Raw genomic sequence first — 14,539 nt, 5'->3', positions numbered from 1 at the left:
TGTTTTACAAATTAGTGATGACCGCAGAATGGATCATAATGAATGTCCATTTTTTGAGGTACATATTCGATGTCAGCCCAGATTTCTATGTCATATAGCGCTCCGGTTAACATGCGTAGTTTGCCTCTTTCATCGCAAACAAGTGTTGCTTCGTCTGTCTCTTCTTCGTCTAGGGTAAAACGCGCTGCCGCGTTTTCATCAACGGCTGCATTCTGATCAAATGGACCATCCTCTGTTGGCTGTTCCGCATAGAATTCATATTTCTCGCGAATCGGGAGAGGTTCGCTAATTGCGCACTTAAATGTTCCCTCTGGATATTCCACTTGGAATTGCAAGCGTTGTCCTGCAACGATTGTCGCACGACGATCGAAGATTTCTTGAGAAGTAACGGTTTGCGCCAATGAGTACTTTGGACCCTCTTCTTCTTCGGCTTCACGATAGCTGCGAGGCTTTTTCTTTGCTTGTGGTTGTTCTTCCTCTTCGTCGGTAAAAGTCTCTTCGTGACCTTCATCTTCTTCGGTGTCTTCGGTTTCTTCGGTAAAATCGTCTTCTAAACCAATTTCCTCGTCTTCTTCTTCCATGTCATCGCTTGCAGGCATGTATTCAGATTCTTCGGAGTATTGTTCTTCTTGTTCTTCCTGTTCTTCTTCAAAACTTTCTTCTTGAGGTTCTTCTAATTCTTCTTGAGGTTCCTCATCCTGGAATGTTTTATTTTGTACAGAGAAAGATCCATCACTTGTGACAAGTTCTGGATACTCACCGCCATTTTCTGCATCAACAAAGTTGTCAGATTTAATGGTTTTGAGTCCCTTTGGTAAAAAGAAAGCTCTTACAAAGAGTTCAGCATCTGCTTCGAAACCCACTAGATACTCTTCGCGGAATTTACGGAAATCATCGAAACCGTATTCATCGGCAACAGCCTCTGCATTGATCAAGCCTAAGTATTGTGGTTCTGCACCTTCGAAGTCAATGCGATAGATCCAGAATTTTTCCTGAACCGGACGTAAGTTGTTGATGGATGTACGTGCCACTGGACGACGATCGGTGAATGAACGAAGATTGAGTTCATGTCCTTGGTCAAAAATTGTTACCATCGCGACTAACGAGTCGTAAGCAAGACGACAAGATAGGTAGGTGAAAAGGTTTTCGATCACGAGTTCGATTTGATCGTAACCATCGCGTAGCATCTCACGTGTTTTTGGGTTCCATGGATCGATACGTACCGATTCCAAATAACGTCCGATACATGCACCTAAGGCCACAGATGTCTTGGCTGAATCGCGGTCAAATCGAACGTTTGCCGGATCATAGTCAAACACTCCATCGCTTTCACGGAAAACTTCCATTGCGACTTCTTGAATTGCCTTCATGTTACAAGATTGACCAGATAAGATTAGACGGTCAATGCGATCGCGGTAGTCTTGTGTTAGAAGACGTGCTTTAGATAAACTCACCGCAAGACTCAATGATTGCTTGATCGGTTCTTTGGCGATAAGGCTCATTTCTTCTTGTGTCACACTCAAGCGCAGGTCGTCTTGTTGCACCATTCCCGAGTCTGTTAACCATGGGTGTGCCGTTTGCACAAGGTTGAACAATTGTCCACTGTCGATTTCTGTTTCTTCTGGCCAATCCATTGCCAGACCACTTCCTGAATCGGTGACCACAGGAGTTCCCAATGTCTTTTTGAGTTCCTCGGTGGTTTCCCATAGAGTGAAGAAGTTTGGTATCCTACTCGAATCATTTGCAAAACGCGTAGGTACAAGTGGATCAATGATTGTTTCATTTAAGTGATTGTAGGTACGCATTTGTTGCATCGGTTGTAAGGTCCATTCCAAAAGCGCTCCACGGCGGTATTGGGTAGGAGCTTCATCGTCAACACCTTCTTCGACAAGTTGATCAGATAGATTGAGTAGTAGTTGACTTAGTTCGCTGTCCATTGGTGGCTCGATATTCTTTTCAGTAATCAAGCTGAGTAGACAATCGGCTAATTTTGCCTTGATAAGACGGAATAGCCATAGAGTGATCAAGTCTCCACCGATGTAACGGTGACCTGTGGTTCCCAGTAGACGTGGTGTAATACGGAAGTAACGTCCACCATTTCCTCGGTCTTCACCTTCATCAAATATAGGTAGTTCTTCGTATAAAAGTTGGATAAGGGCGATGTCGGTTGTACCACCACCAAGGTCGTAAAGGAGAATGTTTTGGTAAGAGCGTCCATTAGGATCTTTACGGCAGCGCGCCATCAAACCATTCATACCACAAACAGGGTCTGATCCTACTTCGCGCCATATGTAGTAAATTGCCGCAGCAGTCGCTTCGTCAAAACGTGTGTCGATTTCTTTAATGTTCAGATCTGTCAGAATTTCCTTCAAACTACGACGCAGAGATGCGGGGTAAGATGTTGGGAAAGTTGCGACGAGAGAACAAGGCCAATCGGCATCTTGGAATTGTCCATTTTCTGAACGACGATGGATGTCACCTACAGCACGCGTCAACAGTTCTCTGTATGCTAAACGACAAAGAGTGTCCGCTGGAAATTGTATAGGAGTTTCGTTATCTGCAGGTACAACTTCGATAACTTCATCGCGACCAAAATAACGTTTGATCGATATAACAAATTGGCGTATGTCAGCACCACCGCTTGCAGCACTACGTAAAAGAAGTCCTACTCTCGCTCCCATGTCAATCTTGGTTTCTTCCATAAGAAGATTTAAATCTTCTGTATTTGGGGCTGAAACGACTTGGAGAGCACTTGGAATAGGTCCTGGGCCTGCATTTTCATCGAGTTCCAGTACAAAGTACCGTTGTGACTCTAAACTTTTAGAATCAATAACAGATTCAAAACCCAGCATCACTTCGGGAGCGATTTCTTTTAGTATTTTTGCATTTGTACCTTCTTGGGAGAAGTTTGATAGGCGGCAAATAGTTTCACGCAGTATTTGTTCGCGAATGCGGTCGTCAATTTTGACCAAAGAGCGACGAATTTCATCTTCGGGTGTACCACATGTCGGTAAGTCTGCATTGGGAACAATGCGCGTAAGATTTTCGACAAACAAATCTGTATCTGTGGTTTCAATTTTAGACAAGTGCGTGGATAGCCAATTGTCGACCCATTCACAGAGAGATTCCCATTGCTCTGTACTTAGCTGACCTCTAACCTCTTCCGCCGCAAATCTTGGATCGCGAACAACAATCGCGGAGTTGGTCGTTCCATAGTCGATGGCAACTAAACCACTATACAAACCAGCCTCAGAACGTTCTTCTTCTTCATCTTCGCCGTTGTCTTGGTCTGCTTCTTCATCATCTATGTCGCTGTCTATTTCGCCTTCTTCTTGCTCATAAGAATGATCGGTATCCTCGTAGTTTTCTTCTTCACCTTCTTCATCATCGAAAGTAACATCTCCTGGATCTTCGGCGTGGTCTCTTTCGATAACGAGAACAAGTTCTTGTTGACACTTAAACTCAGCTTGTTCGCTATCTGCAGTTGCAGATTTTACCAATTTAACTAGGATAGGTACTTTTACAGATTCTTCATCGGGTAAAAGTGATTCATCTGTAAGTTGTCTTGTTGGAACTTTAATGGCAGCTCTACCACTTTCAGACTCAACACTAAAATTTGAAATATCAAGAACATCAATGAGTATCTTACGTACTTTGTTTTTTACATCAGGTGATGCACTATCGAGTCTCGCGGGAAAAGCATATTTCAAGGTCATTTCGTTTTGCTCGACCTCCCCTTCAAATCCCTCTAAGTAATAAGTGAGATCTCCTTGAGGATCTGTAGGGTTGAGCATTACATTTTTTTGATCAGGGTAGAATCTTAAATCAGGCATGATTTGTGGCCCTCTAGTTATATCTGTATAAAATTGAGTTTAGGAACCGAATTCTTTTTAAGATTCCAATACATCTATCTGTAAGTATTACAAGGTATCTAGACTTTAAATCTACTTGTACACATAGATTACATTGAAATAATCTCTTTGTAATTTTGTTCCCAATACAAATCTTACAAAAGGTTGTGTTAGTCCAAACTGTTTACAATGGCTATTAAAAAATGGAAATAGGTTTTGTGTATTTATTTCAGATTTTGGCCATTTCATTTTGGATAAACTTTATCACAATCACAAACCTTATCTTTCATGAGATAAATGTTGTGGTTGTGGTGAAGTTTTTGACGAAAAGTATTTATAAACAATTTGTTCTATGTCTTTATTTAATTCCTTATTTTATATAGCTTTGGTCTTTTGCGCAAGAATAATTTATGTCTATTTACGAGAAATGCTAGAAATAAAACTGTAGTTATTTAGGCTATTGCGTATTAAGGGAAGTAGTTCACCTTCTAAAAGAACTTGAGTAAAAAATTCTTGGAAACTCTCTTCGGCAATGGCAATAATTCCAAATATTTTTTCGCGAAGTGTCCGTAGTATTTGAATTTGTAAACGTATTACTAGAGCAAGGTTCCAAAAACAATCCTTTTGCGGATTGTAGGGAAAGCGGACATCAGAAATAGATTGTAGTTCTTTTTCAATTTTGAAAAGAACTTCCGTGGTGATATTTTCTTGTAAACGCGTAGGGTACCATATATCGAAAAAAGGTAGTGCTTCGGGATTTTGTTCGAGTTTATCTATGTAAAGATAACTGCGAAATTCTTTGCATGCCGCGGCATACGGAGGGTGTTGTTCAAAGCGCTCTAAACTTGCAATAATGGCCTCGTGAATCATATCTTTTAGATAAGAGCGTATTTTTTCCACGGTTTGCAGTATTTTGTCATCAAAGTATTTAAATTTTTTGGGAACACTTGTTAGTTCCTGTTGTGATTCGTCTTCTGCTTCGGTTTCGGCTTGATCTTGTGATTCTTCGGGAGACAGGACTTGTCGCCATTCGTCCCAACTGGCAATGAAAGAGGCCAAATGTTTTTCTATGACTTGCCACAAAGGAAGTTCTTCATCGTCACGATTTATTTTAAAAGTTAAATAATCGCTTTTTTCTCCTGGAAAATTGTCCACGATGGCGATTTCTATCGCTTTATAAAAATTTTGGGTAATTTTCAGAAGAGCGTCATTTTCGGAAATACGATTCGGTGTAAGGTTGCTGTCCACGTTTACATCCTTAATTGTTCTGTAAATATGAAGTCATATAGTTGTACTGCCACAAGAGCTTTTCTACTACGTTATTGATTCTGTTCGTTACTATGTTGATTTGTCGATGTAATTTTTTTGTATCATTTGCATGTGCCGTTTGCAGTAAAATTCCATAGTATAGATTCACCCACTTTTTTTGCCACGTCAGGCTGGAGGTACTATTGCGTAAGAGGCGTTGGGCGATGTTTTTGTTCACAACATAATTTTCGAGATGTTCTACCTCGGCAAACAATCGCGAGGAGTGTTCCTTCAGTTGCCAACAGACCTTCACAAATGTGTATTTACCTTTTGGCAAAATAACTTGTGACAAAAATACGTGTTGTGGAATCACCGTATTTTGTAGATTGTAACCATAGTCGGCGGCTTGCTCTAGTAAACCAGATAAGACAATGGTATATATGGTGGAAAGGTTTTTGGGTAAAGAAGAAATATGCTGGCGTACTTTTTGGAAAAATAATAATGCATGAAGGTAGTTTCTTTGTTGAAAACGCGCGCGAGAAAATCGATTATGTGTTATTTCGGAAATAATGTGAAGGGACTGTGTGTTGGCGAAAGGCTGTGTGGTGTCTACTGCGCGCATAAATATGCGCATACTTTGCTCCCACAAAGATTGCGAGCGACTATCGTGGAAAATCCATTCGTTTACGCGCCAACAGAAATAGCTATGGATGAAGAGTTCTAAGTGGTTTGTGGGCGTACTTTTTTGCAATGCGACAACTTTTTTATGAGCAAAATCATACGCTTTTTTATAAAGGCTACGATGTTTGTTGCTTTGTGAAACGATGTTTTGCGACATGTTAAAAAAAATGTATTTGCGCTCAAAGTAAATTTGCACCAAGAGCTTAATGTTTTGCGGTGGAAAATTTACATGCGTTTGTAGAGCATCCATTATGGAAAAGAAACTATCTAAGTCGGTGAATATTTTTTGCCAAGTATCGCGTTCGTTATTTTCATAGTTTATACGGTGTAAGAGAGGAATTATTTCTAGGGACACCGATCTTATTTGTTCAATAAATTTACGTTGTTGGCGCTGACTCATTTGCGAAAAATGCGTGGTGAAAAACATCGAAATCTTTTGTATTTCGTTCGTTAAGGATAGCGCTTTTTGTAAGTCTTCCTTTTTTTGGAATGTACTATTCGCAGAGAAGATTTTTGAATAAACGTGTCTATTTCACGACGTGTTAATCTCTTGGGAATATTGTTTTTTGTACTTTTTACGGGTGTTGAGTATTTTTTCTCTGGAGATTTTGACGAGGAGTTTGTCGATTTTCCTATCGCAAGGTACACTGCCACGGTGGAAAAAAGGAGTACCACGACTATTGCGGCTTTTTGCCAATGGGGGTTTTTCTCTACTTCAAGAGCATGGACCGGGGTGTTATTTTCGTAACGTTCGATATCTTCTATCAGAGCTTTGGCACTTTCATAGCGACGATTACGCCGAAAGGCGATGGCTTTACAACATATGGCGTATAAGTTGTCCTCGATGTTTTGCTGATTAGGGCTGATATTGGTTGATTTGGCATACAGGGTTTCTGCTAAACTGTTGCCAAAGGGTCTACTATCTGTGATCATCTCGTATAGGATCACTCCTAGCGAGTATATATCTGTGCGGTAGTCTACGTTGCGCGCTTTCAGTTGTTCTGGAGACATGTACATAGGAGTACCCATGACCATACCCGTTGCCGTTATTTTATCTTGTTGCAGATCTTTTACTAAGCCGAAATCCATAATACATGCTTCACCATCTAAGCGGACCATGATGTTGGCTGGTTTGATATCGCGGTGAATAAGTTGATGAGAATGAGCGTATTGTAGTGCATGAGCAATTTGTTTAAACATTTTCAAGCGCGCCGAAAAAAAAGTATTTTTTTTCAACCATACATCAAGTGTTTCCCCGGCAATAAATTCCATTGCGATGAGGTATAAGTTATTTATTTTGGCAAAATCATAAACTTGCACAATATTGCGATGCTTTAAGCGCTTTACCGAGCAGGCTTCGCGTTGAAATCGTCGAATATTTGCTTCGCTTACTTTGGTACTGAGAATTTTTATTGCACAGACAGTTTTGCTGGGAACATGTGTGGCTTTGTACACAACTCCCATGTTGCCGTTCCCAAGTTTTTGCTCAATATGGTAAGGACCTAACGTGTAGTATTCTCCACTGTGGAGTGTTTTGTCTATGAAGTGCGGCATTGGTAAAACCTAAATTTGTTGAGTTACACTGTTTATTGTATATCATTCCTGGCTAAGCCAGGAATGATTGGTTTCGGAAGTTAACTTTCGCTTTCGTTTTTATCGTTAAGTTTTGTTGTGGTTTTTTCTAGCCAAGTGTAATTTTCGTCTAGAATTTCACGTGCAAGTTTGTATCTTTGGTCATCGTCGTTGCTCCACAGTGCTTTAAAATTCGACTTAATGCGCTGTTTTGCTTGGTTACAAAAAGCATCGGCGAGATTCTGTGCATTTTTATCCTCTTGTTTTTGCGCGTAAGCGACTGTTGCACTCATCGCAAAAAGTTCGGCACCCATTTCTACTATGCGAAATAAGAATGCCTGCTTTTTTTCCAACTTGGCTTGGTGAATCATCATACCATGGAAAATAGCGCGTGAAAGTTTGCGTGTCGTACGTTCGATGTAGCGCATATGTTTTGCTAATTTGCCATAACGACTGTATTTTGGCCACATTGACCACCCTAGCCATCGTGTGGGATACCACCATGCGTAGAATAAACCTATCTTAGGCAGCGCAAGTATTTTGTTACCGATACTTACTTTTTTGTCGATGAAAGATCCTGCAACTGAAAGGTGTTTGTCAACTGCTTCGCGAGCAATAAACAAACGCATAACTTCACTGGAACCTTCAAATACAAGGTTGATTCTATAGTCACGCATCATTCTTTCCACAGGCCATGGCGACTCTTTACGCGCCTCAAGTGACTCCGTAGTTTCGTAGCCTCTCCCTCCGCGAATTTGCATGGTGTCGTCGACGATTCCCCACCCCATTTCCGTGTTGTACATCTTGGCGACAGAACTTTCCAAACGTACGTCGTAGCCTTGCTCCATCATGGCCGTGGATACTTTACTGACCGCCTCCATTGCAAATGTATTTGCGGCCATGGAGGCAATTTTGTGGCCGATAATTTCGTGTTTACCGATGGGTTGTCCCCATTGGAATCTTTCATTTCCCCAGCGACGCGAAATTTTCAAACATGTTTTGGCAACACCTGTACAAATCGCAGGAACAGACAAACGTCCGGTGTTCAGTGTGATAAGAGCCAATTTGAGACCCGCACCTTTTTTCCATAGTAAATTTCCCTTGGGGATTTTCACGTCTTTAAATGAGATAACCCCATTTTCGATACCTCGTAGCCCCATAAATTGACAACGGTGTTCTACCTTGACACCTTCCCAATCCATATCCACAACGAAGGCGCTCAATGCTTTTTCACCTTCATGTCGCGCCATAACAACAATATAGTCGGCAATGGTACCGTTTGTGCACCATAGTTTTTCACCGTTGAGTATATAGTTATCATCTACCTCTTTTACGGAAGTTGTTAAGTTCGCAGGGTCGGAGCCAACATACGATTCTGTCAGGGCGAAAGCGGTTACTTTGCCTTTGGCAATTTGTGGTAAGTACTTTTCCTTTTGCTCTTTTGTTCCAAAAAGCTGCAATGGCTGAGGTACACCTATGGATTGGTGCGCAGAAAGAAGAGCCCCCAGGTTGCTGTCTTGGCTACCGACTAATTCCAAAACCGCATTGTATTCCGTTTGGGAAAATCCTAGACCGCCAAACTCTTTTTTAATTTTCATACCAAAGGCACCGAGTTCCGCAAGTTTATCGAGCACTTCCTGCGGTACCTTTTCATTGCGGTCTATCGCATCGGAATCAATATCTTTTTCTAGTAAGTCACGCATCTTGTCATAGAACTCGCTGAATTCTTTGCTGGGCTCTTTCATCGCAGCGATCGCTTCTTCTACTAAATTTAAACGCAATTTACCTAAAAAGATTTCGCGAAGAAATGTTCCCTTTGTCCATTTTTTTTCTCTTGCAGCTTCAGCTACATTCCGCGCTTCCTCTTCAGAAGCTAAATTTTGTTTTTCGTTTTCAATAACTTTATTCATATCAAAATTCCTTTTCTAAGTTGCGCCTTGAGATTGAACGAAAATTTACCTGAATTGCTATCCCTTAAAATGAACCACTTTTGTAATTTTTATGGTTTACTTCTTTATTTTTAAGAAACAATTGTGGATACTCAGGGTGTTACCCCCTATTTTTCGGAAACGGTTTATTTTTTTGCTTTCCCAAGTTACGAAGTTGTTTTATTTTTAATATACCACAAAAAATTTTCTTTATTTAATAAAAAAAATTCCAACCTTTTTTGCACTTGCGACACATATAAGCGTCCGAAGTAAAGTTTTGGGTGTAATTCGGCATTCGTTACCACAAATTTGTGACATATTTTTTCAAGCTCTTAAGAGAAAAGATTGAAGGGCAAGATCTTGCAAGAAAATGAAATGCACGACAAAATTTACCGTATGGCTTTTTTAATGCTTGGCAACTATCACGATGCTTGGGATTTGACTCAAGAGGTTTTTTATGCTCTTGAAGAAGGTCGTTCCAAGTGGGATAGTGCCGACAATAAATGGGCCTGGGCATGTGGCGTATTTCATCGTCAGCGTAAAAAGTTTTTTCGCAAACAAAAACAACGCGCCACAGTTTCTCTAGTCGAAAACAGTCATAGCGAGACACCTGATACGCAGGTTATTGTTCAAGAACAACTGCAAAAAACATTCGATGCGATCAAAACATTGAGTGAAGATCAGAAAGAAGCCTTACTATTGTTCTCGTTAGAAAACTTGACCATTAAAGAAATTGCGGCTTTGCAAGATGCGTCGATTGGCACTGTCAAGTGGCGTATTTTTGAAGCGCGCCGCAAAGTGAGTAGTTTAGTACTGGGATAATAATGGCAAAAATATGTGAAGACTTTCGTGCGCAAATAGCTTCGTTTTTAATAGAGCCCGATGCGCAAACCTTGGAAAAATGGCAACCTCATTTAAATGAATGTGCGGATTGTCAGGCGTTCGTCGCTGAGAACCAAGAACAACAACAACTAGGACAAAATTTAACAAATAATCTTATTGATTATGTACCTTCACCACCTATGCAGTCTAAAAGAGCACCGCGGTATTATCTTGTGGCGGCGTGTGTGATTTTCTGTTTCGCGGGACTGTACATTGCCAGTCGTTATATAACAATGAGCATTTCGCAACAAATTGATAGTGTCATTGCTGCTGATTTCAATGATTTATCGCAAGAACAGCACAAAGTAGTTCACAAAGCGCTGAGTAAATACGGCGAAGGCTTTACAGTTGAAATGCGACAAATTGCAAAAAATTTAGACCAAACAGAAAAATTACTACAACAAAAGTTTATTCCTCTGTTGCGGGTACGAGTTATCGTAAATTGTCGCCTCTATCTTCATTCATCTTCTTTATCGACATTCAACAGGTTGTGTGAGGATAATGATTTGGGTAAAGTGGAGCATTTATTCTCTCGCGCTTTGAAAAATATAAGTACCGACGAACAGTCGCGTTTGGTACTGGCACAATTCTTTCAAAAAAGTGCCGTACATCTAAGAAATATCAAGGCTATGCGCCAAGAATTACATGATAAAATTCAAAAAATCAATCTAGGTAACGGTGAAGCCGTTATTTGGAAAGTAGAAAATGTGTTTATCACAAAAGGAGTCATAAAATGAAAAAATTATGTATAGCAATCGTAGTTGTCAGCCTTTCCTTTACTCTTGCGGAAGAACAAAAAACTTCGATTTTCGATAAACTGGTTACTCTGAAAGATAAAGTAAAAACCTATTTTGAAGATGCACCACGCTTGAGTTTTCGCCAAAAACTAAAAATAGGTGCCTTACTCAAAGAACACCGCAACGAAATACGTGCCATGGTTGACGAACTTCGTCCTCATGTTATTAAGGTACGTAGAGAATGTCGCAATGTTCTGACTCACGCACAACTTATCAAAGCGATGGAAATGAAAGATGAATTGGTGCTGCGCCCTGGAGGAGAGAAAATAGCCATGGTGTTGCAGAAATTGGATAAAGAAGATCGTTTACAACTTTTAAAGTTGATGCAAAAGGTGTGGCGTGGTGAAACACAAAATATCGGACAAAATTTAGAGACATTACATGTATTCATGATGGAAAGCATTATGCCATACCATGTAAGAAATCTTGAATTAACTGTGGCACAACAACAGCAAATCAAAGATATTCTTGCCAAAGAAAAGCAAAATATCCGTCCTCTCGTTGTCTCACTACTGACAAAAGCTCATGAAATTCGCGATAAAGTAAAGAGTAAACTTTCTCTTGCACAAATCAATTTTTTCGAAACAAATCGCGAAAAAGTTGTCAAAGAAGTTCTTGAGTTTGTAGAAGGTCTATAAAGTAAAGGTTGAGAGCGTTACGAACGCTCTCAACTTGAAATTTATCCGAAAAAATCTCCTGGAGATACTTTGGTTCCCAACAAAAAATCTTTCACCTTGAGAACCGACTTCCCCGACTTCTGAATTTTCTTAATTTTTAGCGTTTTCGAAGTGGTTTGCACCCAGACATGTTCTTTGTCAACCTTAACGACTTCTCCCGGCTTCCCTCCATCGTGCGTAAAATCTACCTCAACGCTATGCAAAATAACGCGATCGCTCTTGTCATTTCGTGTAAGGTTTGTGTGGGCACTGGGCCACGGTGACATGGCGTATACAAAGCGTTTGATCTGTTCTGCTGGTTGCTCCCAGTTGATGAGACCGTCTTTTTTGCTAATCATACCACAATACGTCACTGCCTCCTCATCTTGAGGTTGCGGCTCGATATTTTTTTGTTCGAGCTTTTCGATAACTTCAAGTAGTGGTTGACCAGCACAATTTCCCAAACGTTCTAACAAGTCACCCGTCGTATCTTCTGCACCAATGGGGGTTATGTATTGGTGGAGAATGGGACCTGCGTCCATTTCGCGAACCATATTCATGATGGTGATACCTGTTTCTTTGTCACCATTTAGTATAGCGGCATTGACCGGGGATGCCCCACGATACTTTGGCAGCAAGGAAAAGTGCACATTTACACAACCGTATTTGGGAATATCTAATATTTTTTGACGTAGAATACGCCCGTACGCAACGACAATCATGAGATCCGGTGCGTACTCTTCTAGTTTTTGGCGAAACTCTTTGTTGAGCTTTTGCGGTTGCATTACCTCTATATTGTGGTCGTGACCATATTGCGCTATTTCAGGGGGAATAAGTTTTTTTTTGCGCCCTTTGACTTTGTCTGGTTGACTGACAATGGCCACTATTTCATGAGAGGATTTGTTGAGTGTATCTAAAATGGGAACGGCAAATTCTGGTGTTCCCCAGAAAATAATTTTCATAAAAATCTCTATTAAAAATGCCATGGAAACTTAGTAAAGTCTTGCTCGCGTTTTTCTAAAAACGAATCGCGCCCTTCTTTAGCTTCATCTGTACCGTAGGCCAATCGTGTTGCTTCTCCTGCAAAAATTTGTTGTCCCACAAGGCCGTCATCAATTAGATTGAATCCAAACTTAAGCATGCGCATGGCTGTCGGACTCTTGTTGTTCATAATTTTTGCCCATAGTAGAGCGACTTCCTCTAGTTCTTTGTGGGGAACAACTTTGTTGACCATCCCCATCTCAAACGCTTCTTGGGCCGAATAATTTAAACCGAGAAAAAATACTTCTCGTGCGCGTTTTTGCCCTACTTGTCTCGCGAGATACGCCGAGCCATAGCCACTGTCAAAACTGGCGACATCGGGATCTGTTTGTTTAAAAATCGCGTGTTCCTTGCTGGCGATGGTCAGATCGCAGACCACATGCAAACTGTGTCCACCGCCCACAGCCCACCCAGGAACAACGGCGATGACAATTTTTGGCATAAAGCGGATGAGTCGTTGCACTTCGAGGATATGTAAACGCCCCAAACGCGCCGGATCTACCTTACCCTCGTTACCTTCATATTTATATCCATCTTTACCGCGAATGCGTTGGTCGCCACCAGAACAAAACGCCCAGCCAGCATCTTTAGGCGAGGGACCATTACCGGTTAAAATAATTGTACCTACATCACTGGTCATGCGCGCATGGTCAAGAGCGGTGAAAAGCTCATCGACTGTTTGTGGTCGAAAGGCATTGCGTACCTCAGGACGATTAAACGCTATGCGCACCGTTCCCTGATCTTTCGCGCGATGATATGTCAAATCTGTAAATTGAAATTCGGAGATTTCTTCCCATTTTTCAGCGTCAAATATTTGCGAAACCATTTACTATCCTTTTACACTACTGTAGTTTTTGTTGTATGTATTCCAAGCATGGAGAAACACCATCTTTTTCCAATAAATGCTCAATGTACAGTAAGCTATAACGTTTTTTGTACTGAAGTATTTTCATTACATCAGAGGTTAGCTGCTCACAGTTTATACTTTTGATCATTATTTGCAGTAAATAATGATTGGGCGTTGTATTTAGCATGATAATTTGCGCAATGTATTCACTGTTTTTGAGTTGGCGGTAAACGTGAAGTGCTGACTCTTTGGAGGAATCACTAATGACCGCAAGTCCCTCAAGAGCGTAATTGCGTGTATCGCTATATCTCAAAAACGTGGCGATAAATGAAACTTGACCAGGGAAATTTCCCAAGGCTTTTATCGCAATATAACGTGCGCGTCCACTATCGTTGAGAGCAACGACGCGTAACTTTCGCACTATTCTTGTACAATTTTTATATTTACTCAAAGCCTCTATTGCTGCACAGCGAACTTCGTCGTCTTCATCGTCGCACTTTGTGAGTAGTGCTCGGACACAGAGATTCTCATCGATCGCGATTTTCGTCAGACAACTCGTGGCTACGCGTCGTACAAAAGGGTCGTGATCTTCCATGGCTAAATCAAAAATGGATAAACTAACATCACTAATGTTCACAAGAGCTTTTATGGCAGACGCACGAACATCTCCATGTTCATCGTTGAGAAAGGAATACAAATGACGATTATTATAGTCACAGTGCGCCAAGGTATCAAGGAGGAAAGATTTTATTAACGGATCTTTCGCTTCGAGTAGAATAGATGCGATCTCTTCTACAAATGGTTGCGCGCACATTCGCAGTTGGTAAATCTTTTGTACCGCTCGATACTTTTGGCGCATTGTGCCATGTTGCACATGGTACAAGTACGGTCTAAGTTTTCCGGATTTTTGGGGAGCGTTTACTTGTAAACAAATGAAAAGACCGGAGAAAAACAAGGCGGCAATACACAGAACTTTGTAAAAATTTTTCATGACTTTTCCTCTCGTAAAATTTTGTTTTACATATTGTAAACGCAA

The 14,539-nt window shown here is 40.8% G+C and carries 11 protein-coding genes; 3 read left to right on the top strand and 8 right to left on the bottom strand.

The genetic code is table 11. The annotated features are described in order from the left end of the window. Window positions 1-11: 11 nt before the first annotated feature. The 5 genes from UABAM_RS26450 to UABAM_RS26430 all read right to left on the bottom strand — a co-directional run bounded on the left by UABAM_RS26450 (window position 12) and on the right by UABAM_RS26430 (window position 9,262). Window positions 12-3,833 (bottom strand): Hsp70 family protein, encoded by a 3,822-nt coding sequence (locus UABAM_RS26450; RefSeq protein ID WP_151970996.1) that lies wholly within the window; start codon window positions 3,831-3,833, stop codon window positions 12-14. A gap of 432 nt (window positions 3,834-4,265) precedes the next feature. After that, on the bottom strand, window positions 4,266-5,099 hold the full coding sequence (locus tag UABAM_RS26445; protein WP_151970995.1) for a hypothetical protein: 834 nt from the start codon (window positions 5,097-5,099) through the stop codon (window positions 4,266-4,268). A 10-nt stretch (window positions 5,100-5,109) separates the two neighbouring features. Beyond that, window positions 5,110-6,207 carry a hypothetical protein gene (locus UABAM_RS26440; RefSeq protein WP_151970994.1) on the bottom strand — a complete coding sequence of 366 codons (1,098 nt, stop codon included), beginning with the start codon at window positions 6,205-6,207 and terminating at the stop codon, window positions 5,110-5,112. 23 nt (window positions 6,208-6,230) lie between these two features. Then, window positions 6,231-7,334, bottom strand: a complete 1,104-nt coding sequence (locus UABAM_RS26435; RefSeq protein ID WP_151970993.1) for a serine/threonine-protein kinase — start codon at window positions 7,332-7,334, stop codon at window positions 6,231-6,233. An 80-nt stretch (window positions 7,335-7,414) separates the two neighbouring features. Next, window positions 7,415-9,262, bottom strand: a complete 1,848-nt coding sequence (locus UABAM_RS26430; RefSeq protein ID WP_151970992.1) for an acyl-CoA dehydrogenase family protein — start codon at window positions 9,260-9,262, stop codon at window positions 7,415-7,417. A 393-nt stretch (window positions 9,263-9,655) separates the two neighbouring features. On the opposite strand from UABAM_RS26430, the gene UABAM_RS26425 reads away from it, so the two are divergent. From UABAM_RS26425 to UABAM_RS26415, 3 genes are read left to right on the top strand one after another with little or no spacing between them, the layout of a single operon-like run. Further along, window positions 9,656-10,102 carry an RNA polymerase sigma factor gene (locus UABAM_RS26425; RefSeq protein ID WP_151970991.1) on the top strand — a complete coding sequence of 149 codons (447 nt, stop codon included), beginning with the start codon at window positions 9,656-9,658 and terminating at the stop codon, window positions 10,100-10,102. A gap of 2 nt (window positions 10,103-10,104) precedes the next feature. Continuing rightward, window positions 10,105-10,899 carry a hypothetical protein gene (locus UABAM_RS26420; RefSeq protein ID WP_151970990.1) on the top strand — a complete coding sequence of 265 codons (795 nt, stop codon included), beginning with the start codon at window positions 10,105-10,107 and terminating at the stop codon, window positions 10,897-10,899. Next, window positions 10,896-11,597, top strand: a complete 702-nt coding sequence (locus UABAM_RS26415) for a hypothetical protein (RefSeq protein WP_151970989.1) — start codon at window positions 10,896-10,898, stop codon at window positions 11,595-11,597. Before UABAM_RS26420 ends, UABAM_RS26415 begins: the two co-directional genes overlap by 4 nt. Window positions 11,598-11,638: 41 nt before the next feature. Here the strand turns inward: UABAM_RS26415 and fmt are convergent, their stop codons facing one another. From fmt to UABAM_RS26400, 3 genes are read right to left on the bottom strand one after another with little or no spacing between them, the layout of a single operon-like run. Continuing rightward, the gene (gene fmt / locus UABAM_RS26410; RefSeq protein ID WP_173013588.1) at window positions 11,639-12,577 is read right to left on the bottom strand and encodes a methionyl-tRNA formyltransferase; all 939 of its coding nucleotides are present in this window, start codon (window positions 12,575-12,577) and stop codon (window positions 11,639-11,641) included. Between the two features lie 11 nt (window positions 12,578-12,588). Then, window positions 12,589-13,482: a 1,4-dihydroxy-2-naphthoyl-CoA synthase gene (locus UABAM_RS26405; protein WP_151970987.1), complete on the bottom strand. Its 894-nt coding sequence runs from the start codon at window positions 13,480-13,482 to the stop codon at window positions 12,589-12,591. Window positions 13,483-13,498: 16 nt separating this feature from the next. Then, a complete protein-coding gene (locus tag UABAM_RS26400) occupies window positions 13,499-14,494 on the bottom strand; it encodes a HEAT repeat domain-containing protein (protein WP_151970986.1) in 996 nt (331 codons plus the stop codon). Between the last annotated feature and the right edge of the window lie 45 nt (window positions 14,495-14,539).

Source organism: Candidatus Uabimicrobium amorphum (assembly GCF_009002475.1).
GTDB lineage: Bacteria > Planctomycetota > Uabimicrobiia > Uabimicrobiales > Uabimicrobiaceae > Uabimicrobium > Uabimicrobium amorphum.
The sequence above is the reverse complement of the archived record's forward strand: the minus strand, read 5'-3'. Positions and strand labels throughout refer to the sequence as shown.

Excerpts from the sequence above, each read along its gene's own strand:
- UABAM_RS26405 (WP_151970987.1), bottom strand. The coding sequence starts at position 13,482 with ATGGTTTCGCAAATATTTGACGCTGAAAAATGGGAAGAAATCTCCGAA.
- UABAM_RS26430 (WP_151970992.1), bottom strand. The coding sequence starts at position 9,262 with ATGAATAAAGTTATTGAAAACGAAAAACAAAATTTAGCTTCTGAAGAG.
- UABAM_RS26420 (WP_151970990.1), top strand. The coding sequence starts at position 10,105 with ATGGCAAAAATATGTGAAGACTTTCGTGCGCAAATAGCTTCGTTTTTA.
- UABAM_RS26415 (WP_151970989.1), top strand. The coding sequence starts at position 10,896 with ATGAAAAAATTATGTATAGCAATCGTAGTTGTCAGCCTTTCCTTTACT.
- UABAM_RS26435 (WP_151970993.1), bottom strand. The coding sequence starts at position 7,334 with ATGCCGCACTTCATAGACAAAACACTCCACAGTGGAGAATACTACACG.
- UABAM_RS26450 (WP_151970996.1), bottom strand. The coding sequence starts at position 3,833 with ATGCCTGATTTAAGATTCTACCCTGATCAAAAAAATGTAATGCTCAAC.
- UABAM_RS26425 (WP_151970991.1), top strand. The coding sequence starts at position 9,656 with ATGCACGACAAAATTTACCGTATGGCTTTTTTAATGCTTGGCAACTAT.
- UABAM_RS26440 (WP_151970994.1), bottom strand. The coding sequence starts at position 6,207 with ATGTTTTTCACCACGCATTTTTCGCAAATGAGTCAGCGCCAACAACGT.
- UABAM_RS26400 (WP_151970986.1), bottom strand. The coding sequence starts at position 14,494 with ATGAAAAATTTTTACAAAGTTCTGTGTATTGCCGCCTTGTTTTTCTCC.
- fmt (WP_173013588.1), bottom strand. The coding sequence starts at position 12,577 with ATGAAAATTATTTTCTGGGGAACACCAGAATTTGCCGTTCCCATTTTA.